Annotated in this window: 26 protein-coding genes and 1 other RNA gene; 20 read left to right on the top strand and 7 right to left on the bottom strand. The window is 69.5% G+C overall.

Annotation, left to right across the window (positions count from 1 at the left end; genetic code table 11):
• The first annotated feature begins 284 nt into the window (after positions 1-284).
• The 15 genes from creD to E1B00_RS07220 all read left to right on the top strand — a co-directional run bounded on the left by creD (position 285) and on the right by E1B00_RS07220 (position 13918).
• Positions 285-1601 carry a cell envelope integrity protein CreD gene (creD, locus tag E1B00_RS07290; RefSeq protein ID WP_176693147.1) on the top strand — a complete coding sequence of 439 codons (1317 nt, stop codon included), beginning with the start codon at positions 285-287 and terminating at the stop codon, positions 1599-1601.
• 105 nt (positions 1602-1706) lie between these two features.
• Positions 1707-2957, top strand: a complete 1251-nt coding sequence (gene glyA / locus E1B00_RS07285; protein WP_139447088.1) for a serine hydroxymethyltransferase — start codon at positions 1707-1709, stop codon at positions 2955-2957.
• 107 nt (positions 2958-3064) lie between these two features.
• Positions 3065-3583, top strand: a complete 519-nt coding sequence (gene nrdR / locus E1B00_RS07280; protein ID WP_139447086.1) for a transcriptional regulator NrdR — start codon at positions 3065-3067, stop codon at positions 3581-3583.
• A gap of 5 nt (positions 3584-3588) precedes the next feature.
• A complete protein-coding gene (locus E1B00_RS07275; RefSeq protein ID WP_139447084.1) occupies positions 3589-4053 on the top strand; it encodes a GNAT family N-acetyltransferase in 465 nt (154 codons plus the stop codon).
• Positions 4050-5135 carry a bifunctional diaminohydroxyphosphoribosylaminopyrimidine deaminase/5-amino-6-(5-phosphoribosylamino)uracil reductase RibD gene (gene ribD / locus E1B00_RS07270; protein WP_139447082.1) on the top strand — a complete coding sequence of 362 codons (1086 nt, stop codon included), beginning with the start codon at positions 4050-4052 and terminating at the stop codon, positions 5133-5135. The genes E1B00_RS07275 and ribD overlap by 4 nt, the downstream gene beginning before the upstream one ends.
• Positions 5136-5252: 117 nt before the next feature.
• On the top strand, positions 5253-5858 hold the full coding sequence (locus E1B00_RS07265) for a riboflavin synthase (RefSeq protein WP_139447081.1): 606 nt from the start codon (positions 5253-5255) through the stop codon (positions 5856-5858).
• Complete coding sequence (gene ribB, locus E1B00_RS07260) at positions 5855-6943, top strand: 3,4-dihydroxy-2-butanone-4-phosphate synthase (protein WP_139447079.1); 1089 nt, start codon at positions 5855-5857, stop codon at positions 6941-6943. Before E1B00_RS07265 ends, ribB begins: the two co-directional genes overlap by 4 nt.
• 150 nt (positions 6944-7093) lie before the next feature.
• Positions 7094-7561 carry a 6,7-dimethyl-8-ribityllumazine synthase gene (ribH, locus tag E1B00_RS07255; protein ID WP_139447077.1) on the top strand — a complete coding sequence of 156 codons (468 nt, stop codon included), beginning with the start codon at positions 7094-7096 and terminating at the stop codon, positions 7559-7561.
• The gene (gene nusB / locus E1B00_RS07250) at positions 7558-8019 is read left to right on the top strand and encodes a transcription antitermination factor NusB (RefSeq protein WP_139447075.1); all 462 of its coding nucleotides are present in this window, start codon (positions 7558-7560) and stop codon (positions 8017-8019) included. Before ribH ends, nusB begins: the two co-directional genes overlap by 4 nt.
• Positions 8019-8978: a thiamine-phosphate kinase gene (thiL, locus tag E1B00_RS07245; protein ID WP_139447073.1), complete on the top strand. Its 960-nt coding sequence runs from the start codon at positions 8019-8021 to the stop codon at positions 8976-8978. Before nusB ends, thiL begins: the two co-directional genes overlap by 1 nt.
• The gene (locus tag E1B00_RS07240) at positions 8978-9472 is read left to right on the top strand and encodes a phosphatidylglycerophosphatase A family protein (protein WP_139447071.1); all 495 of its coding nucleotides are present in this window, start codon (positions 8978-8980) and stop codon (positions 9470-9472) included. Before thiL ends, E1B00_RS07240 begins: the two co-directional genes overlap by 1 nt.
• Before the next feature lie 65 nt (positions 9473-9537).
• On the top strand, positions 9538-11049 hold the full coding sequence (locus E1B00_RS07235; RefSeq protein WP_139447069.1) for an HlyD family secretion protein: 1512 nt from the start codon (positions 9538-9540) through the stop codon (positions 11047-11049).
• A complete protein-coding gene (locus E1B00_RS07230; RefSeq protein ID WP_139447067.1) occupies positions 11037-11240 on the top strand; it encodes a hypothetical protein in 204 nt (67 codons plus the stop codon). Before E1B00_RS07235 ends, E1B00_RS07230 begins: the two co-directional genes overlap by 13 nt.
• Positions 11241-11288: 48 nt before the next feature.
• A complete protein-coding gene (locus E1B00_RS07225; RefSeq protein ID WP_139447065.1) occupies positions 11289-11792 on the top strand; it encodes a hypothetical protein in 504 nt (167 codons plus the stop codon).
• Positions 11789-13918 (top strand): peptidase domain-containing ABC transporter, encoded by a 2130-nt coding sequence (locus tag E1B00_RS07220; RefSeq protein ID WP_139447064.1) that lies wholly within the window; start codon positions 11789-11791, stop codon positions 13916-13918. Before E1B00_RS07225 ends, E1B00_RS07220 begins: the two co-directional genes overlap by 4 nt.
• On the opposite strand, the gene E1B00_RS07215 is transcribed toward E1B00_RS07220, so the two are convergent.
• Both E1B00_RS07215 and E1B00_RS07210 read right to left on the bottom strand, forming a co-directional pair.
• Entirely contained in the window at positions 13919-14527 is a 609-nt protein-coding gene (locus E1B00_RS07215) for a uracil-DNA glycosylase family protein (RefSeq protein WP_220396237.1), read from the bottom strand.
• On the bottom strand, positions 14524-15960 hold the full coding sequence (locus E1B00_RS07210) for an FAD-binding oxidoreductase (protein WP_139447062.1): 1437 nt from the start codon (positions 15958-15960) through the stop codon (positions 14524-14526). The genes E1B00_RS07215 and E1B00_RS07210 overlap by 4 nt, the downstream gene beginning before the upstream one ends.
• Positions 15961-16401: 441 nt before the next feature.
• Here E1B00_RS07210 and E1B00_RS15565 point away from each other — a divergent pair, with 441 nt between their 5' ends.
• The gene (locus tag E1B00_RS15565; protein WP_176693146.1) at positions 16402-16557 is read left to right on the top strand and encodes a hypothetical protein; all 156 of its coding nucleotides are present in this window, start codon (positions 16402-16404) and stop codon (positions 16555-16557) included.
• Between the two features lie 79 nt (positions 16558-16636).
• Here E1B00_RS15565 and E1B00_RS07205 read toward each other — a convergent pair whose 3' ends face one another.
• The 3 genes from E1B00_RS07205 to E1B00_RS07195 are packed head-to-tail and all read right to left on the bottom strand — an operon-like array spanning position 16637 to position 19093.
• Positions 16637-17071 (bottom strand): hypothetical protein, encoded by a 435-nt coding sequence (locus E1B00_RS07205; protein ID WP_139447060.1) that lies wholly within the window; start codon positions 17069-17071, stop codon positions 16637-16639.
• On the bottom strand, positions 17046-18497 hold the full coding sequence (locus E1B00_RS07200; RefSeq protein WP_246048509.1) for an RHS repeat domain-containing protein: 1452 nt from the start codon (positions 18495-18497) through the stop codon (positions 17046-17048). Before E1B00_RS07200 ends, E1B00_RS07205 begins: the two co-directional genes overlap by 26 nt.
• A gap of 14 nt (positions 18498-18511) precedes the next feature.
• Positions 18512-19093: a hypothetical protein gene (locus tag E1B00_RS07195; protein ID WP_139447058.1), complete on the bottom strand. Its 582-nt coding sequence runs from the start codon at positions 19091-19093 to the stop codon at positions 18512-18514.
• A 220-nt stretch (positions 19094-19313) separates the two neighbouring features.
• On the opposite strand from E1B00_RS07195, the gene E1B00_RS07190 reads away from it, so the two are divergent.
• Entirely contained in the window at positions 19314-20096 is a 783-nt protein-coding gene (locus tag E1B00_RS07190; RefSeq protein WP_139447056.1) for a rhomboid family intramembrane serine protease, read from the top strand.
• 12 nt (positions 20097-20108) lie between these two features.
• Here E1B00_RS07190 and E1B00_RS07185 read toward each other — a convergent pair whose 3' ends face one another.
• A complete protein-coding gene (locus tag E1B00_RS07185) occupies positions 20109-20489 on the bottom strand; it encodes a YraN family protein (RefSeq protein WP_139447054.1) in 381 nt (126 codons plus the stop codon).
• Positions 20473-22212 carry a penicillin-binding protein activator gene (locus E1B00_RS07180; RefSeq protein WP_139447052.1) on the bottom strand — a complete coding sequence of 580 codons (1740 nt, stop codon included), beginning with the start codon at positions 22210-22212 and terminating at the stop codon, positions 20473-20475. The genes E1B00_RS07185 and E1B00_RS07180 overlap by 17 nt, the downstream gene beginning before the upstream one ends.
• A gap of 68 nt (positions 22213-22280) precedes the next feature.
• Between E1B00_RS07180 and rsmI the strand changes: the two genes are divergently transcribed.
• The 3 genes from rsmI to rnpB all read left to right on the top strand — a co-directional run bounded on the left by rsmI (position 22281) and on the right by rnpB (position 24030).
• Positions 22281-23108: a 16S rRNA (cytidine(1402)-2'-O)-methyltransferase gene (gene rsmI, locus E1B00_RS07175; RefSeq protein ID WP_139447775.1), complete on the top strand. Its 828-nt coding sequence runs from the start codon at positions 22281-22283 to the stop codon at positions 23106-23108.
• Positions 23105-23629 (top strand): hypothetical protein, encoded by a 525-nt coding sequence (locus tag E1B00_RS07170; RefSeq protein WP_139447050.1) that lies wholly within the window; start codon positions 23105-23107, stop codon positions 23627-23629. The genes rsmI and E1B00_RS07170 overlap by 4 nt, the downstream gene beginning before the upstream one ends.
• 47 nt (positions 23630-23676) lie before the next feature.
• Positions 23677-24030, top strand: an RNA gene (rnpB, locus tag E1B00_RS07165) — RNase P RNA component class A.
• Positions 24031-24083: the final 53 nt, after the last annotated feature.

Here is a 24083-nt window from a genome sequence, read left to right as displayed (position 1 = left end):
GGTGGAACGGCGGGGCCGGGCAGGGTGGGGCCGCGCGCGAAGGGCGTGCAGCCGGTCCGGAATCGGAGGGTGGCGCATTATACCGGTAAGGAATCCGGGGTCAGAGTCGATTTATCTTCGGGACGCCCAGAGCCTTCAGGCCTGTTCCGCCGAAGATAAATCGACTCTGACCCCGGATTTCCCGGTTTTCTGCCCGGGGATTGCCAGAATTCGCCCCGCGCCTGCCCCGGCCGCCTGTTTTCATGCCCCTGCCGCGCTGGGCGGCGTTAGTGGGGGAGCGCGCCATGCGCATTGGATTGAAACTCGGGCTGGTCGGATTCCTGCTGCTGTTGCTGCTGATCCCGCTGGCCATGCTCGGCGGCCTGGTCGAGGAGCGGCAGGCGCGCGGCCAGGAAGTCGCCGCCGACATCGCCCGGTCCTCGGCCGGCGCGCAGGACCTGGTGGGCCCGCTGCTGCTGGTCGAGGCGCAGAAGATCACCGAGAAAAAGCGCGTCGTCAGCCGCGACGGCCACCTCACCCAGGAAACCGAGCAGGCCGCCGAAACCGTGCACTACCTGGTCAGCCCGGCCAAACTGGCCGTGGACAACCGCCTGCGCTTCGAGCGCCGCGGCCGCAGCCTGTTCACCGTGCCGCTCTACCACGGGGCGCTGAGCCTGAAGGGCCAGTTCCGGCACAGCCTGCCGCCGTCCGACGACGGCCTGCTGCGGCCGGTGCGGGCCTGGCTGGTGCTGGGCCTGGGCGACAACCGCGGCGTGCGGGCGCTGACGATCAAGCTCGACGGCCGCCCGGTGAACGCCGACCCCGGCACCCGCATCGGCTGGCTGCCCGAAGGCCTGAGCGCGCCGGTGCCGCTGGCCGCGCTCGAGCGCCCCTTCGACTTCGACGTGGCCCTGGACCTGAGCGGCACCGGCCACCTGGGCTGGCTGCCGGTCGGCGCCGAAACCACCGTGACGGCCAGCGGCGCCTGGCCGCACCCCGCCTTCGAAGGCCGCCACCTGCCGGAAACCCCGCAGGTCGGCGATGCCGGCTTCAAGGCCCGCTGGGCGGTATCGCGGCTGTCGAGCCGGGTGCAGCAGGTGCTGGCCGGCTGCCCGCCGGTGAGCGGCGAATGCGCCGGCCTGGCCGACGGCCGCTTCAGCCTGCGCCTGGTCGAACCGGTGGACCGTTACCTGATGACCGACCGGGCGATGAAATACGCCCTGCTGTTCCTGGCCCTGGTGTTCGGCGCGGTGTTCCTGGTCGAGGCCCTGGCGGCGCGGCCCGTGCACTTCGTGCAGTACGGCCTGACCGGGCTGGCCATGGCGATGTTCTACCTGCTGCTGCTGTCGCTGTCCGAGCACATCGGCTTCGGGCCGGCCTATGCGACCGCGGCGACCGCCTGCAGCGCCCTGATCGGCCATTACCTGGGCGGGGTGCTGGGCGGGGGCTGGCGCGGCCTGGCCTTCGGCGCGGGCCTGGCGACGCTGTACGGCCTGCTCTACGTGCTGCTGCGCTCGGAAGACCACGCCCTGCTGGTGGGCGCCGGCGTGCTGTTCGCGGCCCTGGCCACGGTGATGGCGCTGACCCGTCGGGTGGACTGGAACCGCCTGGGTTCGACCTGAGGCCCGCTCCCCCTGTCCGCAGGGGGAATCCGCCCCGGCGCTAGGCGCAAGTCCGCGCCGGGGCTACAATTTCGGGCCCCCACGCTGCCCAGGAAGCCCGCGCCGATGTTCGCCAAGGATATGAAGATTGCCGGTTACGACGACGTGCTGGCCCAGGCCATGGTCCACGAGCGGCAGCGCCAGGAAGACCACGTCGAACTGATCGCCTCGGAGAACTACGCCAGCCCGCGCGTGCTCGAAGCCCAGGGCAGCGTGCTGACCAACAAGTACGCCGAGGGTTACCCCGGCAAGCGTTATTACGGCGGCTGCGAGTTCGTCGACGTGGCCGAGAAGCTGGCCATCGAGCGCGTGAAGCAGCTGTTCGGCGCCCACTACGCCAACGTGCAGCCGCACTCGGGTTCGCAGGCCAATGCCGCGGTGTACCTCGCGCTGCTGCAGCCGGGCGACACCATCCTGGGCATGTCGCTGGCCCACGGCGGCCACCTGACCCACGGCGCCAAGGTGAACTTCAGCGGCAAGCTCTTCAACGCCGTGCAGTACGGCGTGAACGAGGCCGGCCTGATCGACTACGACGACGTGCAGCGCCTGGCCACCGAACACAAGCCCAAGATGCTGGTCGCCGGTTTCAGCGCCTATTCGCAGGTGATCGACTGGGAGCGCATGGCGGCGATCGCCAAGTCGGTCGGCGCCTACTTCTTCGTGGACATGGCGCATGTCGCCGGCCTGGTGGCCGCGGGCGTGTATCCGAACCCGGTGCCGTTCGCCGACGTCGTCACCTCGACCACGCACAAGACCCTGCGCGGCCCGCGCGGCGGCATCATCCTGGCGCGCCCGAACGAGGAGCTGGAGAAGAAGTTCCAGTCCATGGTCTTCCCGGGCACCCAGGGCGGCCCGCTGATGCACGTGATCGCCGCCAAGGCGGTCGCGTTCAAGGAAGCGCTGGAGCCGTCCTTCACCGACTACCAGAAGCAGGTCGTCAAGAACGCCCAGGCCATGGCCAAGGCGATGATGGCGCGCGGTTACAAGATCGTCTCGGGCGGTACGGAAAACCACCTGATGCTGATCGACCTGATCGGCCGCGATGTCACCGGCAAGGACGCGGAGGCCGCGCTCGGCGCCGCCCACATCACCGTCAACAAGAACGCCGTGCCGGGCGACCCGCGCTCGCCCTTCGTCACCTCGGGCCTGCGCATCGGCACCCCGGCCGTAACCACCCGCGGCTACAAGGAACCGGAGTGCGTGGCGCTGGCGAATTGGATCTGCGACGTGCTGGACGCGCCCACGGATGATCGCGTGATCGCGGGGGTTCGGGACAATGTCACGAAGCAGTGTCGCGCCTTCCCGGTTTACGGATGAATCGAGGAAGTAGTGAAAGACAGGAAGTAGGAAGTAGAGAAATGCCTTCCCACTCCCCGGCGCCCTCCACCTCTACTTCCTAATTCCTAGCCACTACTTCCTAAATCATGCACTGCCCCTTCTGCCAGCACGAAGACACCCGCGTGATCGACTCGCGCGTGTCCGAGGATGGGTCCACCATCCGGCGCCGGCGCGAGTGCGAGAAGTGCAACGAGCGTTTCAACACCTTCGAGGTGGCCGAGCTCAAGCTGCCGGCCATCGTGAAGAGCGACGGCCGCCGCGAGGCCTTCGACGAGCGCAAGCTGCGCGTGAGTTTCGACCGCGCGCTGCAGAAGCGGCCGGTGTCGGCCGAGCAGATCGACGACGCGGTGCGTTCGGTCATCCACTCCCTGCGCCTGAGCGGCGAGCGCGAACTGCCCTCGCTGCGCGTCGGCGAGTTCGTGATGGCCGAGCTCAAGAAGCTCGACCAGGTCGCCTACGTGCGTTTCGCCTCGGTCTACCGCAAGTTCGAGGACGTGCAGGCCTTCCGCGAAGAGATCGAGCGCCTCGAGCGCGACCTGCCCGGCCTCGAGGGCCTGCAGCTGCCCCTGCTGGACGTGCCGGCCCCCGACAAGGCCAGGCGCTGAGTCCCATGGACATCCGCTACCTGGCCGACCACCCCGGCCACGTGCCGGCGCTGGCGCGCTGGCACCACGCGCAGTGGGGCCATCTGTACGACGACTGGACGCTCGACGTCGCCGAGGCCGAGCTGCGCGACCACGCCACCCGCCGCGTGATGCCCACGACCCTGATCGCGCTCGAAGGCGATCAGCTGCTCGGCTCGGTCAGCCTGGTGGAAGAGGACGCGCCGGAACTGCGCGACCACGGCGACGCCTGGCTGGCCAGCCTGTACGTGCGCCCGGAAGCGCGCGGCCGCGGCCTGGGCGCGCTGCTCACCCGCGCCCTCGTCGCCTTCGCGGCCGACCAGGGCATCGAACGCCTGTGGCTGTTCACGCCCGAGCACGAGCACTTCTACCGCCAGCTCGGCTGGCGCAGCGACGGCACCGCCACGTTGCGCGGCACGCCGGTGCATCTGATGGATATCCTTCCCGCATGAGCTTCACCGCCGCCGACCACGCCCACATGGCCCGCGCGCTCCAGCTGGCGGAGCGGGCGGCGTTCACCACCAAGCCCAACCCGATGGTGGGCTGCGTGATCGCCGACGGCGAACGCGTGCTGGGCGAAGGCTGGCACGAACGCGCCGGCGAGCCGCATGCCGAAGTGCATGCGCTGCGCGCCGCCGGTTCGCGCGCGCAGGGCGCCACCGCCTACGTCACGCTGGAGCCGTGTTCGCACCACGGCCGCACGCCGCCCTGCGCCGATGCGCTGGTCGGCGCCGGCGTCACCCGCGTGGTCGCCGCCAGCCGCGACCCGTTCTACCAGGTGGCGGGGCAGGGTTTCGCCAAGCTGCAGGCCGCCGGCATCACGGTCGAACACGGGTTGATGGAGGCCGCGGCGCGGCACCTCAACCGCGGCTTCTTCTCGCGCATCGAGCGCGGCCGCCCCTGGGTGCGGGTGAAGCTGGGCATGAGTCTGGACGGCCGCACCGCCCTGGCCAGCGGCGAATCCAAGTGGATCACCTCGGACGCCTCGCGCGCCGACGTGATGCGCTGGCGGGCGCGCTCCGGCGCGATCCTGACCGGCATCGGCACCGTGCTGGCCGACGACCCCAAGCTCACCGTGCGCCTGCCCGACGACCAGGCTTTCGTGCCGCCCCTGCGCGTGGTGCTGGACGAACGCGGCCGGCTGCCGGCCAGGTCCGCCCTGCTCACCGACGGCGCCGCGCCGACGATGGCCGTGCACGCCGACGACGTGGTGCCCGACTACGGCGACGAAGTCACCGCCTTCGCGGTGCGCCGCGGCGGCCTGGGCCTGGACCTCAACGCCGTGCTGTCGCAGCTGGCCCAGCGCGGCGTCAACGAACTGCAGGTCGAGGCCGGCGCTACCCTTTCCGGGGCGCTGATCAAGGCCGGCCTGGTCGATGAACTGCTGCTCTACGTCGCACCCGTGCTGCTGGGCGAACGGGGCAAGCCGCTGTTCGCGGGTATCGACTCGGCGACGATGTCGGAACGGCTGGGGCTGCGGCTGGTCGAGACCCGGCAGATCGGGCCGGACCTGCGACTGCTTCTGGCGCCCTAGGCCCGTTCCCGCAAGCCAGCGTTCCAGCCGCAATGGGCCTGCGCAGAGGCTCGGCTGCCGCGCAGCGCTTACAATGACGGCCCCGCCCGCCGCTTCGGCCGGCCTCTGGTCCTGCTCATGTTCACTGGCCTGATCCAATCCGTCGGCCGCCTGGTCGCCCGCGAGACCCGCGGCGGCGACCAGCGCCTGCGCTTTTCCTGGGGCACGATGCCCGCGCACGACATCGCCCTGGGCGAGTCCATCGCCGTCAGCGGCTGCTGCCTGACGGTCGTCGCCTTCGATGCCGAAGGCTGGGATGCGGACGTGTCGAACGAGACGTTGGCCCTGACCACGCTGGGCGCACTGGAGGAGGGGAGTGCGGTGAACCTGGAACGTTCGCTGCTGCCGACCGACCGCCTGGGTGGCCACCTGGTCTCCGGTCATGTCGACGCCGTCGGCAAGGTCGACAAGGTCTGGGACGACGGCCGCAGCCAGCGTTGGCGCTTCAGCGCGCCGGCGTCGGTGCTGCGCTATGTCGCGGTGAAGGGCTCGATCGCGGTGGACGGCACCAGCCTCACCGTGAATGCCGTGGACGCCGGCGGTTTCGAAGTGAACCTGGTGCCGCACACCGTCGCCCACACCGCCTTCGGCGAAACCGCCGTCGGCGCCGCCGTCAATCTCGAGGTCGACACCGTCGCCCGCTACGTCGAGCGCCTGCTGGTGGCTCGCGAGGAAAAGGCATGAGCTTCGCCACCGTTCCCGAACTGCTGGAAGAGATCCGCCAGGGCCGCATGGTGGTCATCGTCGACGACGAGGACCGCGAGAACGAAGGCGACCTGATCATGGCCGCCGAACTGGTGCGGCCCGGCGACATCAACTTCATGGTCACGCACGCGCGCGGCCTGGTCTGCCTGTCGCTGACCCGCGAACGCTGCCGCCAGCTGGGCCTGGGCCCGATGGTGCGCGACAACAACTCGCCCTACCACACCAATTTCACCGTCAGCATCGAAGCGGCCGAGGGCGTAACCACCGGCATCAGCGCCTACGACCGCGCCCACACCATCCGCACCGCGGTGCGCCCGGATGCCGGCGCCGAGGACCTGACCCAGCCGGGCCACATCTTCCCGCTGATGGCCCAGCCGGGCGGCGTGCTGACCCGCAGCGGCCACACCGAGGCGGCCAGCGACCTGGCCCTGCTGGCGGGGCTGGAGCCGGCGGGCGTGCTGGTGGAGATCCTCAATGCCGACGGTTCGATGGCGCGCCGTCCGGAGCTCGAGAAGTTCGCGAAGGAACACGGCCTGAAGATCGGCTCGATCGAAGAGCTGATCCGCTACCGCCTGGAAACCGAACACACGGTCGAGCGCGTGGACGAACGCGCGATCGACACCGCGCACGGCCCGTTCACCCTGGTGACCTACCGCGACCGCGTCAGCCGCGACCTGCATTTCGCCCTGGTGCACGGCCAGCCGACCGCGGACAAACCGACGCTGGTGCGGGTGCACGTCAAGAACCCGCTGTCGGACGTGCTGGCCTGGCGCCGCCCCGATTTCGGCGTCAGCGCCGGCCAGGCCCTGGCGGCCGTGGCCGCGGCGGGCGAGGGCGTGGTGGTGATGCTGTCCGAACCGGTCAGCCCCGACGACCTGCTGGCCCGCATCACCGAAACCGACCAGGCCGCCGCGCCCAAGACCCGGGAATGGCGCCGCAACGGCGCCGGCGCCCAGATCCTGGCCGACCTGGGCCTGGGCAAGCTGCGGGTGCTGGGCACGCCGCGCCGCCAGGTCGGCCTGGCCGGTTACGGCCTGGAAGTGGTCGAATACGTCACCCCCTAGCCAGAACCCGCCAGAAATCCGGGGTCAGAGTCGATTTATCTTCGGGATGTCCGGGCCACGGCACCTGCCACGGCCGAAGATAAATCGACTCTGACCCCGGATTTGATGGCCGCGGGGTAAACTGGCGCACCTTTCGCCCCGGTCGTCCCCATGAGCCACTACGAAGGCGACGTGCAGAGCCCCGGCTCCGCCCGCTACGCCATCATTTCCAGCCGCTGGAACCCGCGCATCACCGACACCCTGGTGGACGGCGCGCGCCGCGCCTTCCTGGCCAACGGCGTGCCGGCGGAGAACGTGGACGTGATCCGCGTGCCCGGCGCCTGGGAACTGCCGGTGGCCGCCGCCAACGCCATCGACCGCATCGGCTATGCCGGCGTCGTGGCCCTGGGCTGCGTGGTGCGCGGCGACACCCGCCATTTCGAGCAGGTGGCCGACGAATGCGCCCGCGGCCTGATGCGCGTGGCCCTGGACACCGGCGTGCCGGTCGCCAACGGCGTGCTCGCCGTCGACGACTACGCCCACGCCGAGGCCCGCGCCGGCGGCAACCACGGCAACAAGGGCGAAGAAGCCGCCCTGGTCATCATCGAGATGGCGAACCTGATCGGAAAACTCGCATGAAGCATCCCCGTCCCGACGGCGTCGACCCGCACGCCCGCTCCCGCGCCCGCCGCCGTGCGCTGCAGGCCGTCTACGCCTGGCAGCTGTCGAACACCGCCATCAACAAGGTGATCGACCAGTTCCGCAACGAGCAGGACATGGAAGTGGCCGACCTCGAATATTTCGAGGACCTGGTGCGCGGCGTCGAAGCCAACCTGGGCACGCTGGACGAAGCGCTGGCGAACTTCCTGGACCGCGACATCGCCCAGGTGGACCCGATCGAACGCGCCGTGCTGCGCATCGCCGCCTACGAGCTGCGGCATCGTCTCGATGTGCCCTACCGCGTGGTGATCAACGAAGCCATCGAAACCACCAAACGTTTCGGCAGCGAACACGGCCACACCTACGTCAACGGCGTGCTCGACCACGCCGCGGCGCAATGGCGCAAGGCCGAGGCGCAGGCGCAGCGCAAGCCCTGATGCCGGGCGAGTTCGCCCTGATCGAACGCATCCGCGCGCGTGTGCGCGCCCGGCCCGACGTGGCCCTGGGCATCGGCGACGATGCCGCGCTGCTGGACGTTCCCGCGGGCCACCAGCTCGTGGTCACCAGCGACACCCTGGTGGCCGGCGTGCATTTCCCGCCGGAAACCGCGCCCGCCGACATCGGCTGGAAAGCCCTGGCGGTGAACCTGAGCGACCTGGCCGCGATGGCCGCCGCCCCGGCGTGGTGCACGCTGGCATTGACGCTGCCGGAAGCCGACGACGTGTGGCTCGACGGTTTCCTGGATGGTTTTTTCGAGTTGGCCGATGAACACGGCGTCTCGTTGGTCGGCGGCGACACCACCCACGGCCCGCTCAGCATCACGATCACCGCGCACGGCTTCGTGCCCGAAGGCCAGGCCCTGCGCCGCGACGGTGCCAAGGCCGGCGACGAGGTCTGGGTCACCGGCACGCTCGGCGACGCCGCCGGCGCCCTGCAGCAGTGGCGCGCCCGCGGCCCCTTCAGCGCCAAGCTGCGCTACCGCCTCGACCGCCCCACGCCGCGCATCGAAGCGGGCCTGGCCCTGCGCGGCCTGGCCACCGCCGGCATCGACCTCAGCGACGGCCTGGCCGCCGACCTGGGCCATGTGCTGACCGCCAGCGGCCTGGGCGCCCGCATCGACCTGGGCCGCCTGCCGACCTCGCGCACCCTGGCCGACCACTTCGACGAAACCGCGCGCTGGCCGCTGCAGCTGTCCGGCGGCGACGACTACGAACTATGCTTCACCGCCCCCGCGTCCGCCGCCTTCGCCATCGAACAGGCGCTGTCGGAACGCGGCGTCACCGCCACCGTCATCGGCCAGCTCGAGCCACAACCCGGCCTGCGCTGCACCACGCCCGACGGCGCCGACTACGCGCCGCCGCGCGCCGGCTACCAGCATTTCCAGGGAGTGCACTGATGGCCGTGCTGCCGGTCGGCACCCGCCGCAAACTGATGAAACACCCGCTGGGCTGGATCGCCGCCGGCTTCGGCGCGGGTTTTTCGCCCAAGGCCCCGGGCACGGTGGGCAGCCTGGCCGCCCTGCTGCCCTGGTGGTTCCTGATGAAGGACCTGCCGCTGCCGGCCTACCTGGCCGTGCTGGCCGCGGGCTTCGGCATCGGCGTGTGGGCGTCGCACTGGGTGATCACCCGCACCGGCATCGAAGACCCGTCCCTGGTGGTGTGGGACGAATACATCGGCATGTGGATCACCCTGCTGATGGCGCCGGCCGGCTGGCCCTGGATGGTCGTGGCCTTCGTGCTGTTTCGCCTCTTCGACATCGCCAAGCCCTGGCCGGTGAGCTGGGCGGATGAGAAAGTGCACGGCGGGTTCGGCGCCATGCTCGACGATGCGATCGCCGGCGTGTATGCGCTGCTGGCCCTGCAGCTGATCGCCTTTTTCCTACCCCGCTGAGCGGCTGATTCGCCGGGCCGGCCGCCGTAGCGGCGGCCAGACTTCGTGCCCAGAGAGGCGCACGAATGTCCCTGCCGTTGTTCCGCACCGAGGCCCTGCAGGCGCGCCGGCACAGCTGGCTGGGCGAGGTCGTGCTCGACCAGCCGGTGTCGGCGCGCGCGTTGGCTGTCGGCGTGCTGCTGGCCTGCGCCGGCGTCGTCTGGTTGCTGGCCTGCGGCGACTACACGCGGCGCACGCGCGTTGTCGGGCAGCTGGTGCCGACGCAGGGACTGGCTACCGTGGTCGCGCCCGTGTCGGGCGTGGTCGCCGACCTGCCGGTGCAGGAAGGCCAGCGCCTGTTGCCGGGCGACGTGCTGGCGCAGCTGGTTGTTCCCGGCGCGACGCGCGATGTGGGCAATACCCGCGATTCGGTTGAACGCTCGCTGCTGGCCCGCCGCGAGGGTGCGCGGTCCGGGTATCGGGCCCAGCGCGAGCGTCTGCGGGCCCAGGCAGATGGCCTTCAAGCGCAGGCGGCACTGGTCGGATCCGAGCTCGGCCAGATCGAGGCGGAGCTGGTAACGCGCCGGCAGCAGCAGGGGCTCGCGGAACAGGCGCTGCAGAAGTTCAGGCGGCTGCACGCGCAGCGCTATGTCACCGACCTGCAGCTGCAGCAGCAGGAGAACCAGACGCTCGACCTGCAGGCGGCCGTACAGGCGCTGCAGCGCCAGCGTGCGGCCGCGGGCCAGCGGCGGGCGCAGCTGCAGCAGGCGCTGCGGGAAGTTCCGCAGGAGCTGGCCGCCTCGGAAGCGGCGGAGCTGCGCGAACTCTCTGCGCTCGAACAGGAGCGCATCGAACTGCGTGCGCGCGGCGAGGCCGTGGTGACGGCGCCGATCGCGGGCGCGGTCGGCGTGCTGTTCGTGCACGCCGGCCAGGCCGTGCAGGCCGGGCAGCCGCTGCTGGCGCTGTTGCCGGCATCGAGCCAGCTGGAAGCGCACCTGGCCGTGCCCGGTGCGGCCATCGGTTTCATCGCCCCGGGCGACGAGGTCCGGCTGCGTTATGCCGCCTATCCGCACCAGAAGTTCGGCCAGCACCGCGGGCGCGTTGCGCGCATCAGCCGCAATGCGCTGGCGGCGGGCGAGGGCGGCGGTGAGCCGACCTATCGCGTGGTCGTGGCGCTGGAGCGGCAGAGCGTGCGCGCCGCGGGAACCGAGCGACCGCTGCGGCCAGGCCTGGTGCTGGAGGCGGACATCCTGGGCGAGCGTCGCCGTTTGTGGGAATGGCTGGTCGAACCGCTGCAGACGCTGCGCGGACAGCTGGCGGCTGCAGGAAACGGGCGGGCCGATGTGTCGGCGGATGGCGGCGCCGCGATTGAAGCTTCCGCTCATTCCGCCGCAGCGCATGCCTCGATGCAGGTGAAGACGGTTCGCGCGATGGCGCCGCGGCGCGGTCTTGCGGTGGCGGCGACGTCGATCCGGCGACGGAGCAGGGAGCCGACAGCGCCGTGGTTCCGTCTTGCGACCTACCTGGGTAGGCGCGGTGAGGTGGGCCCGCCCGCAATCAGCGGGCTTTCAACGAGGGATGTGCCATGCGTGAACTGAGCCATGTCGAGCTGGAAATGGTGGAAGGCGGCAACCCGGTGGTTGTCGCCGGCCTGGTGATCGGCGGCGCGCTGCTGATCGGCGGCCTGGTCGTGGTGGCCTACGGCGTCAGCCAGGGTTGCAGCGGTTCGGTCGAGGTCAGCAAGGAAGCGATCAAGGTCGAAGTCACCTGCCCGCCGAAGACGAACTGAGCACACCGGCGTTGGCTGCCCGCAGCCAACGCCTTTCCAGGAGGCAAGATGAAGACGATGTTCCGCAACTGTCCCGAACTGCTCGGCATGATGCTTGGCCTGAGCGACGCCCTGTTCCGGGCGATCGCCGCCTTCGCTTTCAATCCGGGCGAAGCGCGGATCTACGGCGCCCTGCTGCTCGGCAACGTGCACCACCACAACGAGGTCCGCGCCTTCGGCTTGCCGACCATGGCCTGGTTCGGCATTGCCGCGGTGGTGTTCGCCATGCTTTATGCCGGCGTCCGCATCGCCGAATACGGCGCCCGTCCGGGCAACACGGGGTTCCTGCTTTGCCGCGCCCTGCTGGGGGCGGTGGCGGGCGTGCTGACCTTGAACATGATCGAGTCCCTGGCCACCGCCAAGGTGACGAACTACATCGGTTGGGTGCTCGGCGGCCGCTTCACCGCCATCAACTTCGGCGATGTGCTCACCTGGCTGTGCCTGGCCCTGCTGGTGCCGGCGTTTGTCACCGCGTTGGCCCAGTACCTCGCGGGCCGGCCGCGCATCGGATGAAGCCGATCCTGCAAGCGGAGGCCGCCGAGTGCGGCCTGGCCTGCCTGGCGATGGTGGCCAGCCACCATGGCCATCGCTGCAGCCTGGCGGAACTGCGGCAGCGTTTCGGCCTGTCGCTGAAAGGCGCCAGCCTGGCCCGGCTGACGGACATCGCGCGGAGCCTTGGTCTGCAGCCCCGGCCGCTGCGCCTGGAGCTGGACGATGTCGACAAGCTGCGCCTTCCCTGCATCCTGCACTGGGACCTCAACCACTTCGTCGTGCTGACCCGCTGCGGGCGGCGCGGCGCAACTGTCGTGGACCCGGGGTTTGGCGAGCGGGTGCTACGCCCGGAGGAGTTGTCGACGCACTTCACCGGCGTGGCGCTCGAACTCTCGCCCGGCCACGACTTCGTGCGTCGTGCCGCACCGCCGGCGATCGGTCTCCGGCAGCTGACCGGGCGCATCCGCGGCCTCGGCGGCGCGCTGGCGCAACTGCTCGGGCTCTCTCTGGCCCTGCAGGTGTTCGTCGTGCTCGCCCCGTTCTACCTGCAGTGGGTGATCGACCAAGTCCTGGTGTCGGCGGACCGTGGCCTGCTGTCGCTACTGGCGCTGGCCTTCGGCGGACTGCTTCTGCTGCAGGTGGCGACCGGCTGGGTGCGCGGTGCGGCGGTGCTGCACCTGTCGTCGCGGCTGGGCCAGCAGTGGACCGGCAATGTGTTCGCGCACCTGCTGCGGCTGCCGCTGCAGTTCTTCGAGCGTCGGCAGCTGGCCGACGTGGTGTCGCGGCTGGGCGCGGTGCAGGCGATCCAGCGCTCGTTGACCACCAGTGCGGTGGAGGCCGTGGTCGACGGCGCCATGGCCCTGGTCACGCTGGCGATGATGCTGGCCTACAGTCCGCGGCTGGCCATGTTTACCGGCGTGGCCGTGCTGGTCTATCTCGCGATGCGCACCGCGACCTACGGGCCGCTGCGTCGCGGCACCGAACGCCAGCTGGTCACCGCGGCCCGGCAGCAGGGCCACCTGCTGGAGACCCTGCGCGGCATGCAGAGCCTGAAGGTTTCCGGACAGGAGGCGTCGCGGCAGTCCGCCTACGCCAACCTGCTGGCGCGCACGCTCAACGCTGAAGTCGGGCTTGCGCGGCTCGGGCTCGGGCTGTCGGGCGCCAATCTGGCGGTGTTCGGGCTGGAGCGGCTGCTGGTCGTGTGGTTCGGCGCCGGCCTGGTGCTCGACGGCGCGTTTTCGGTGGGCATGCTGGTGGCCTACCTGGCCTACAAGGACCAGTTCGCGCAGCGGGTCGCGGGCCTGATCGACAAGGGGTTGGAATTCCGCATGCTGCGGCTGCACGGCGAACGGCTGGCGGATGTCGTGCTGGCGCCGCCGGAGTCGGATGCCGCCGATACGCGGCTGCCCGAAGTGGCGGGCGAGCGCGGGCTGCGGGTCGACGGGCTCGGGTTCCGCTACGCCGACGGCGAACCCTGGGTCCTGCGCGAGTGCGGCTTCAGCATCGGTGCCGGCGAGTGCGTGGCGATCGTCGGGCCTTCGGGCTGCGGCAAGACCACGCTGCTCAAGCTGATGCTGGGCCTGCTTCCGGCCAGCGAAGGCCAGGTGCGCGTGGATGGCCGGCCGCTGGCGGCGATCGGGTTGCGCGAGTTCCGCGCAACCGTGGGCGCGGTGATGCAGGACGACACTCTGTTCGCCGGTTCGATCGCCGACAACATTGCCTTCGGCGAAGTCGATCCGGATGCAACGCGCATCGAGGCCGCGGCGCGCCTGGCGGCCGTGCATGACGAGATCGTGGCCATGCCGATGGGCTACCACAGCCTGATCGGCGACATGGGCAACAGCCTGTCGGGCGGGCAGCGCCAGCGCGTGATCCTGGCACGTGCGCTTTACCGGCAGCCGCGTTTCCTGTTCCTGGACGAGGCCACCAGCCACCTGGATGTCGAACGCGAGCGGCAGGTGAACGACGCCGTGCGGCGGCTGCGCATCACGCGGGTGATCATCGCGCACCGGCCGGAGACGATCGCGTCGGCGGACCGGGTGCTGGTGATGCATCAGGGCCGGATCGTCGCCGATCATCGGGTCGAGCGCCGCCCCGTCACGCCGGATCCACTAGCGGCATCCGAGGCCTCGCCCGTCACCGCCTGATCAATCGGCTTTACCCAGTACGCCCTGCACCTGCTGGCGCAGCGCCGGCACCACTTCCTTCTCGAACCACGGGTTGTGCATGAACCACCCGACATTGCGCGGGCTGGGGTGGGGCAGGGGGAATACGGCCGGGGCGTACTCGCGCCAGGCCTGCACGGTTTCGGTCAGGGTCTTCTTGCGGCGTTCGCCCAGGAAGTAGGCCTGCGCGTACTGGCCGATGGCCAGCACGGTGGTCACGTCCGGCAGCAGCGGCAGCAGGCGCGGGTGCCAGGTGGCGCGGCATTCGGGCCGGGGCGGCAGGTCGCCGCTGGTGCCGCGGCCGGGGTAGCAGAAGCCCATCGGCACGATGCCGATCTTCGTCTCGTCGTAGAAGGCGGCCTTGTCCAGGCCCAGCCAGCCGCGCAGGCGCACGCCGCTGGCGTCGTCCCAGGGCACGCCGCTGCCGTGCACCAGGGTGCCCGGGGCCTGGCCGACGATCAGCAGTTTCGCGGTGGCGCTGGCGCGCAGCACCGGGCGCGGGCCCAGGGGCAGGTGGGCTTCGCACAGCCGGCAGGCCCGGATCTCGACGAGCAGCTGGTCGAGCTCGCTGGGGGCGCGGCTCGGGCTCAATCGGGCAGCACCTTGCCGGGGTTGAGGATCCCGTCCGGGTCGAACTGCGCCTTGATCGCCCGCATCAGCGCCATCGCCTGCGGGCTCAGGGCGCGGGCCAGCAGTTCGCGTTTGGCCAGGCCGATGCCGTGTTCGCCCGACACCTGGCCGTCGAGCGCGATCACCGCGTCGAACACCGCTTCCAGCGCGGCGTCGGCACGCGCGGCTTGGGCGGCATCGGCCGGGTCGTACAGGATGTTCACGTGCAGGTTGCCGTTGCCCGCGTGGCCGAAACACACGATCGGCAGCGTCTGCGCGGCGGCGGTGGCGCGCACCGCGGCCACCAGCTCGGGGATGCGCGACACCGGCACCACCACGTCTTCGTTGATCTTGCCCGGCGCGATCGTGCGCAGCGCCGGGGACAGGGCCTTGCGGGCGGCCCAAAGGGATTCGCGCGAGGCCTCGTCCGGGGCGGCGGTTACTTCCAGGCAGCCGGGTCCCCGGGCCGCGGCGGTGAGCGCGGCCACGGCGGCATCGAGCACCGCGGCCTCGCCATCGGCCTCGATCATCAGCAGCGCGCCGGCGGCGGGGCGCCGCTCTTGCGCATCCTGCGCTCGCGGCATTAGGCCATCCATGGCCGGCATGTCCGCACCGCCCACCTCGCGCGCCAGCCGCACGCACTCGCCGTCCATGAATTCCAGCATCGACGGCGTCACCGGCTGCGCCATCAGCCGCGCCACCGCAGCGGCGGCGCTGTCCACGTCTTCGTACAGCGCGCGCAGGGCGCGGCGCTGGCTGGCGACGGGCGTCAGCTTCAGCGTGGCCTCGACGATCAGGGCCAGCGTGCCTTCGGAACCGATCAGGATGCGCGACAGGTCGTAACCGCTGGCGCCCTTGGTGGTGGGCGCGCCGAAACGCACCAGTTCGCCGGTGCCGGTGACGGCGGTGACCGCCAGCACGTTGTCGCGAGTGGCGCCGTATTTCACCGCGCGCGGGCCGCCGGCATTGCAGGCCAGGTTGCCGCCGATGCTGCAGTAGGCCGCGCTGGTCGGGTCCGGCGGCCAGAACAGCCCGTGCGGCGCCAGCGCCGCCTGCAGGTCGCCGTTGAGCAGCCCCGGTTCGACCACCGCCACCCGGTCCCCGGGCCGGATCGCCAGCACCCGGTTCATGCGTTCGAAGGACACCACCAGCGCATCCTCGCCCGGCACGCTGGCCCCGGTGGTATTGGTGCCGCGCCCGCGCGCCACGATCGGCAGCTTCGCCGCCCGGCACCGCCGCACGATGCCCTGCACCTGCGCCGCCGTGGTCGGCAGCGCCACCGCCAGCGGCAGCCCCTGGCGGCGGGAGTTGTCGTAGCCGTAGGCCAGCCGCTCGGCCGGGTCCACCAGCAGGCCGTCGGGGCCGAGCAGGGCGGTGAGGTCGGCGAGCAGCGGGGCGGGAAGGGTGGGGCTCATGGCCGGGCAATCATAGCCCGGGGCTCGCGACCCGTTCGACGACTATGCTTTTCCGCTTCCCTTGGTGACAAAGAATAGTGTCGTTATCACAAGTACTAATAGGAGAAAAGCTATGGAAAGAAGTAAAGAAATCCAAAGCCATTTCGGAAGTGTCCCGTGTAGAAAGCAAAGCGCAAGGAATGCAGTCAAAAGAAGATAGTCAGCCGCAATGAGGTTGTTCTTGGTTATTCGCATGATGTCTCCGTGGTGCAGCTTTGGTAGCCAGTTGCAAACCCAACTCCCCAGCCCTTAAGTCCTCCGCTAACGCTCGCAGAGTCGTCAGAGAAATCGGCGGAAATGAAGAAAAGCTGAGCGTGTACTGGTTCCAGAATCGCTGAAGTCGCTAAGAAAAGAAGTTAACCTGACCCCGTTCTTGTTCTTGTCGTTATTAGGCAGCTGGCGATGGTCCAGGGCATCTGCCTCGCGCCCGAACTGATGTTCTCGACCTCGCAGGGCTTCGGCCGCTGCCTTCGCCCGAACTACAGACACCCGCTGGATACGCGAATGGGCGAGGCGCTGCGCCATGTCGGCGAGATGGCGAAGCAGTTGGCGGGGTGAGGTGCATTTGCCAATCGGATGGGCTGCACCGATATCGGGGACCTTCAGGTCGGTAGGTTTCTATGAACCCCGGCGCGATTCAATCAGTCGCCGCCTCTAGCGAAAGTGCGAGCAGGATTCTCTGGCCTGAGTCCAGGGTGCCATCCGAATCCCAGTCGGTTCGAAAAATATCGTCACTCCACATGTTGTTCCGCAAAAGATACCCGCGTATCGCGTCGGCAAAGAGGTACATGTCGCTCAATGGATCGATTTTGCTGCAAATGCGCTTCCTCACAAACTCGGCATGAAGCTCTCCAACAATTTCCGTCCTTAACTCGTCGGTAGCTGTGATCTGTCCTCTCAGACTATTGCCTGCGACGCGAGTAAGAATTTCGCGCTCTTGAGACGGTAGGGACAGCCAGATGTGTTCACGAATTTCGCCAGGCGATCCGTTCGGGATTTTTCCTTCGAACGCCAGTCGGATCTTTTCCCTGTACGCTCCTATGCATTCATCTTTCTCTGCAATCTTTGCCATCCACAGCGAATCGTCTTGATCGTCTCGCCCATCCGAAGGAGTAGCGCAGCCGCCGGCGGTCAGAATCAAAAGAGAAAATAGAAGAGCCTTCATGATTAGCAATCTCCATGGATGCATGTGCCTTCAGCTCCGCCAAACCTTTGGATGTGATGATCAACGTCTCGCGACCTCGATCTTCGAATCTCTCTCTCTTTAGAATTGCTTTGTTCAGGAGTCGAACTTGGCCTGCTTGATTCCTCATAAAATAAGTCCAATTCCCCATGCCTCGAACATCGTCGGGCGAAAAACGCAAGTTTCTATCAAAGTGGGTATGGACAAGCCCACGAAGCTTGAGGCCGTGCACGGCCTTAAGTGCTTCGGAGTACTCTCGCATTTGAACAATGGTCTCCCCTTTCGCGCCCCAGATCGGGTTTGTGTATCCGAAGTTTTCTGATCCTATTTCTACAATCCCCGCATTCGGCTCTGAAGAGTCTTCTTTTGCTTTTTCAGCGGTATCCTCACCGAACGCAATAGCGGCATCTTCCGCGGTCTTGTGGCCAGAGGAAACAATCCTTACCAGTTCCTCTTGTCGCTTTTTCATTTCCCCCCATGCTTGCCGCAATTTTTCACAGAACATGCCGCATGTGAGTCCTGAAATCCGACGCCCGTCTGGGTCGACGAATCTATATGGATTATTCGCCGCGTAGCTGTTGCGATTGAAATTCCACCCGTTCTGTGTATCTGAAATCATTGGATCAGCTGACAAGAACCGCCCCACCACCGGATCGTAATACCGCTGCTGCATGTAAACGAGCTTCGAGCTGGCATCCATCTGATGCCCCGTGAACCCGGGCCCGGCCTGCCAGGTGCCATCGGCCGGTTCGCCGTAGGCGGTCAGGCGCTCGCGGGGTTGGGCCAGGGCGCCCGCTTCGTTGGTCTCCGCCACCGGGCTGCCCAAGGCGTTGGTGTGCTGGTAGCGGATGCTGGTGGTGCCGCTGAACGGCACCAGCCGCTTGGCCACCAGGCTGCCGGCCAGGTGGATGTGGTTGTAGCGGTTCACGCCGTCCTGGCTGAACAGCAGTTGCCCGGCCTGGCCGTAGACGAAGTAGGACGAGACCCCGGCCTCGGTCTGCTGCATGCGCCGGCCCAGGCCGTCGTAGCGGTAGGTGCTGGCCACGCCGTTGATGCTGGTGGCCTTGAGGCGGTTGGCCTTGTCGAAGGTGAAGGTATCGGTGACGGCGCCGGTGGTGCGCTGCACCAGGTTGCCGCGCGTGTCCTGTACGTAGGTCGACAGCGTGGTGCCCGCGGCGTTGGTGATCGCGCTGAGGCGGTTCGAGGTGTTGTAGGTGTGCCGCACCGTGCGCGTGCCTTGGTCGAGCTGGCGGATGTTGTCGAGCACGTCGTAGGCGAATACGGCGTTGCCACCTTGGGCGCTGCCGGCGGTCACGCCGATAAGGGCAGCTATTCCGTATACCAGCCGCGGGCGCAGAACAGCGAGACCAGGCCTGCAAGGTCGCTCGGGGCCGGAGCTTCATCGGGGCTCGCACGGGCCAGGCAAGAGCGCAGGAACCCCGCCAGCTCCGCCGATCCGTCGCTTGCGGTCTCCGGAACCACCAGGTGGACCGGCGAAAGGCTGGCCAACCACCGCGAGGGTTTCGGCGCGGGCCCCTCCGCCTCAAGCGAAAGGCGGCGGCCTTCCGCGTCGAAAACCCTGTACCCGGGGATGTCGGGGGACTCGACGTACTGCTCGAGCGCCGTCGCCGAGCGGAACATCAGCACATCGCCATCGTCGATCACGAAAAGCGGGAGGGTCATCGGGAGGGGTGCCTGGAAGGAGTCCTGACGTGGAGTCGTTGCCACGGCGGGCGGCGATGACGCTGCCAGCGACACCCACGCCTGAGTGTAAAAGGTCGCAGCGGCGGCGGCGACGAAGTAGGCGATGGGCAGCAGCCCGAACAGGACCCAGCCCGGCGGGGCGAACAGGATCGCGACCGGGAACACGGCGAAAGGAAGCATGCCGAAGACGGCCGAAACCAGCGGCATCTGCGGACCCCGGACGGCGCGGTACTCGACGCCGCATTGCCGGCATGTCTGATGGCCGGTCCGGAACCTGTCCAGCCTGGCCCCGCAGCTGCAGTGGGTCATCGGTTTGGGTTTCCTGTGCAGACCGCATCCTAGCCCAGGCGGCTGGCCGCGGTCCGCGCCGGAGCTCCGTGCTTCCGGTAACCTGCGCGCTTTCCGCCGCGCCCCCGGAGGGCGACGCATGATCTGGCTGCTCCCCTGGAAGTCCGACGCCGAGCTGCGGCACCTGCCGCTGCTGACCTGGACGCTGATGGCGGTGAACATCGCGGTGTTCCTGTTCGCGCCGCGCGAGAGCCCCGAAGGTTTCGCCGCCTGGGTGCGCGCCTACGGCCTGGTGCCGGGCGACTGGCACTCCTGGCAGTACCTCACCAGCATCTTCATGCACGGCGACTGGCCGCACCTGCTGGGCAACATGTTTTTCCTGTGGCTGTTCGGCGACAAGATCGAGGACGCACTGGGGCCGGCGGGGTTCGCGCTGGTCTACCTGTTGGGCGGGTTCGCGGGCAACCTGCTGTACGTGTCGGCGAACGCGCACCTGATCCCGAGCATCGGCGCCTCCGGCTGCCTGGCCGCGATCGCCGGCGCCTATGCCGTGCTGTTCTTCGCCCGGCAGATCGACCTGAAGCTGATGCTGCTGGTGATTCCGGTCTACACCTTCAAGCTGCGCGCGTTCTGGGTGCTGGGCCTGTATTTTGGCGTCGACACGCTGCTGACCTTCAAGGGCCGCGGCGCGCTGGACACCGGCGGCGTGAACTATGTCGCCCACGGCGCCGGCTTCCTGTCCGGCGTGGCGATGGGCCTGGTGGCGTCCATGTACGGCGTGATGGGCCGCTACGACGCGCTCGACAACGGCAGCGGCTGGTGGGGCTATCTGCCCACGTCGCTGGAGGAAGAGGCGCGGCGCCAGCGGCTGCGCGAACTGCAGCGGCGCCGGCCGGTGCCGCCGCCGCGCGAAACGGCCTAGCCCCTCGGGGCCTCAGGCGTCGTCGAGCCGGAAGGCGTCGCGGATCCACTCGCAGTCGAGCGCGTCGTCGGCGCCCTGCACGGTCACCACGTCGAAGCGGCAGGGCGCGTCGGCGAAACCGCGCTGCGCGGCCAGCCAGGCGCGCGCGGCCAAAATCAGGCGGCGGCGCTTGCGGAAATCCACGGAGCCCGCGGCGCCGCCGAAGCGGTCATCGCGGCGGTAGCGCACCTCGACGAAGACGACCGTGTCGCCGTCGCGCATCACCCGATCGAGTTCACCGAAGCGGTAGTTGACGTTGTGCGCGAGTGGCCTCAGCCCCGCGGCCTCCAGGTGGGCACACGCGGCCGCTTCGGCCGCGGCGCCGAGTTGGCGCCGGTCAGGGGTTGCCGGCATCGGGCAGCAGGGCGCCGTCCAGCGCCGGGCGCGGCCGGCCGCCGCTGAACACCGCCCAGGCCGGGCGCCGCTGCACCGCGCCCAGCGCGTCCATCTGCAGTTCGCCGGTGGCGCCGCGAAGCTGCGCGCCGGGGTCGGCGCTGAGATGGTCGAGATAGGCCGCGAGCTTCCACGCGTCCATGCCGAAGGCGTACAGGCGCGCGCCGCCGCCCTGGGCGCTGGGCAGCGTGTTGCCGAGGGTGTCGGGGTCGGGCAGGCCCATGTTCAGGCCCAGCAGCCAGGGCAGCTCCGGGTATTCGATGCCGTCGAGCTCGACGTCCATGCGCAGGTTCGCGCCCGAGAGGATCAGCGAAGTGGCGACGCGCGGCACGCCGACCAGGCCGGCGGTATCCATCTGGCTCGACAGCAGGCGCGCCTGCGCGGCCTTGAGGCTCAGGAACAGCGCTTCCGGCCGCGAGCCGCCCAGCGCCTGCTGCAGGGCCGGCACGTAGTCGGGGTTGGCTTCGCTGACGGTGACTTCGTTGATCACCTGGCCGCCGCGTGCGAGCAGGCGTTCGCGGAAGGCGCCGAGCGCGCGCCGCGCGTTCTCGTCGGCCTGGGTCACCACCAGCACGCGCTTGAAGCCGCGGTCGAGCAGGCGGTCCGCCGCGGCCGCGCCTTCTTCTTCCGGCGCCAGCGCGAAAGCGGTGCTGCCGGGCGGCGGCGGCACGGTGCCGCGGTTGAGCGCGATCGCCGGCAGGTCGAGGTCGGCGGTGCCGAACAGCGCGTTCACTTCATCGCGGGTGAGCGGGCCGACCAGCATCTGGGCGCCTTCCTCGCGCGCCTGGGCCAGTGCGCGGCCGACGCCTTCGACGCTGCCGGCGGTGTCGTAGAAGCGAACCTGCGGGCGGCGCCGGGTTTCGGCGTAGTACCCGGACATCAGGCCGTCGCGCACGCTCTGGCCGGCGGCGGCCAGCGGGCCGCTGAGCGGCAGCAGCACGGCCAGGCGTTCCGGCGGGCGGTAGCCGTCGGCTTCGGCCGGCGGCAGCGCGTCGAGGCCGGGCGCGGAGGCGCTGCGGTCGTAGGGGCGCGGCAGCGGCAGGCCGCGCTGGGTCAGCGCGCGGCCGGCGTACCGGTACAGCGGATGGCCGGCGGGCAGGGCCGCGGCGCTGGCGGCGAGCGCGGCGTCGGATTCGGCGGCCAGCAGCTTGTCGATGCGGCGCACGGTCTCGGCGCGCTGGTCGCGCGGCAGCGCGGCGAGCAGCCAGGCGTATTCGCCGGCGGCGTCGAAGCCGCGGCCCAGCGCTTCCAGCGAAGCGGCGCGCTGGCCATGCCAGCGCGCCGCGAACTCGGCGGGCACGCTGTCGCGGCGCTGGCCCAGCAGGGACAGCACCTGGTCGTGGCGGCCGGCGGCAGCCTGGAAGCCGGCGTTGAGCAGGTCGTGGCGCAGCGTGTCGACGCCCTCGAGGCGGCGGCGGTTGGACTGGTCCCAGGACTGGCGCGCGGCGCCTTCGTCGCCGGCCAGCAGGTACTGTTCGGCCGCGTTCAACCAGGCTTCGTCGCGGGCCGCGCCGCGCACGCGGGCGGCGGTGGCGGCGTAGGCGCGGGCAGCTTCGCGGTGATTGCCCTCGGCGGCCAGGCGCTGCGCGCTCTGCTGTTCGACCGTGGGCTCGGGGGCAACCGAAACGCTGGCGCAGCCGCTGACGACGGCGAGGGCGAACAGCAGGGGGGCGGATCGCAGCATGGTCGGGGGTCCGGGGTATCGATGCGGCTAAGATGATAGCCGGTGCACAGGGAGGGCGCGGCATGGCGGTGACACAGGCGGGAACCCTGTACGTGGTGGCAACCCCGATCGGCAACCTGGGCGACCTGAGCGCCCGCGCCCGCGAGGTATTGGCGGCGGTGGACGCGATCTGCGCCGAAGACACCCGGCATACGCGCCAGCTGCTGGCCCAGACCGGCATCGAGCGGCCGCTGCTGGCCCTGCACGAGCACAACGAGGAAGACGTGGCCTGGAAGCTGGTGGAGCGCCTGCGCGCCGGCGAAACCCTGGCCCTGGTGTCCGACGCCGGCACGCCCCTGGTCAGCGACCCAGGCTACCGGCTGGTGCGCGAGGTGCGCGCGGCCGGGCTGAAGGTGAGCCCGGTGCCCGGCGCCTGTGCGGCGATCGCGGCGCTGTCGGTGGCGGGCATTCCCAGCGACCGTTTCTGCTTCGAGGGCTTCCTGCCGGCCAAGGCCTCCGGCCGCCGCGAGAAGCTGACGGCGCTTTCGGGTGAATCGCGCACGATGGTGTTCTACGAAAGCGCACACCGCATCGAGGAATCGCTCGCCGACATGGCCGCGGCCTTCGGCGGCGGGCGCGAGGCGGTGGTCGCGCGCGAGCTGACCAAGCTGTTCGAGACGGTACTGGGCGACACGCTGGACGAGCTGATCGGGAAGATCGCCGCCGACGACAACCAGCGCAAGGGCGAGTTCGTCGTCGTCGTGCGCGGCTGCGAGGACGACACCGAGGCGCGGCTGCTCGAGGGCCAGCGCCTGTACGCGAAACTCGCCGAACATCTCAAACCCTCGCTGGCGGCCAAACTCGCGGCGGACATCAGCGGTGCGCCGCGCAAGGCGCTGTACGGAGGCGGGGAATGATGCGTGGATTGACGCTGCTCGCGGCGCTGGCGCTGTGCGCCTGCGCCGGCAGCCGCAGCACCCAGGTCGGCGCGAGCATGATCCTGCCACCGCAGGCGCGCACGATGAAGATGGAGCAGCAGCAGCTGTTCCTGATGGCCAACCATCTCAACCCCGACCATCTGCCCGACTATCCCGCCGCGCAGCTGGCGGCCGGCCCCGAGAAGGCGCGCGTCTGCGTCGACCTGGTGGTGAGCGAGGCGGGCGAGGTGATCTGGGCGGTACCGCTGCACGGCGGCCCGGACTGCCCCGCCGCGGCCGAACCGGCGCTCGCGGCGTTCGAACAGGCCGTGCTGGCAACGGTGCGCGAGTGGCAGTTCACCGCCGCGGCCGTCTGCACCTTCCCGCCCGGCATCGAGAAGAACGAGGACTGCGAAGGCGAGGGCGTGACCGAGCGGCAGGTGCCGCTGCGCATGGCCTTCACCTTCGACTTCAGCCGGCGCGAAGGTCGCGGCCGTTTCGCCCGTTCGGCCGGCGGCTGAACGCGGAAATCCCCGCGCGGCGGCGCTGTGAGACAATCCGCGGCGGCGGAGCCGGCCAAGACAGTCGCGTCGCAGCAATGCGCCGAGGAAAGTCCGGGCTCCACAGAGCAGGGTGCCAGGTAACGCCTGGGCGGCGCGAGCCGACGGAAAGTGCAACAGAAAACAAACCGCCGAACGGCCCGCAAGGGTGCGTGGTAAGGGCGAAACGGTGGGGTAAGAGCCCACCGCCCGAGGGGACAACGCCTCGGGGCACGGCAAACCCCACCCGGAGCAAGACCAAATAGGGGTGCTATGGCATGGCTCGTGCCGCACCCGGGTTGGTTGCTTGATCCCCGCGGTGACGCGGGGGCTAGAGGAATGACTGTCCACGACAGAACCCGGCTTAGCGGCCGGCTCCGCCACTTTCCTCTCCCTGGCCCCTTGATTTGCGCACGACCCCGCTTCCCGGCCTCCC

Source organism: Arenimonas terrae, from assembly GCF_006265115.1.
Classification (GTDB): Bacteria; Pseudomonadota; Gammaproteobacteria; order Xanthomonadales; family Xanthomonadaceae; genus Arenimonas; species Arenimonas terrae.
This window is presented reverse-complemented; position numbering and strand designations above follow the sequence as displayed.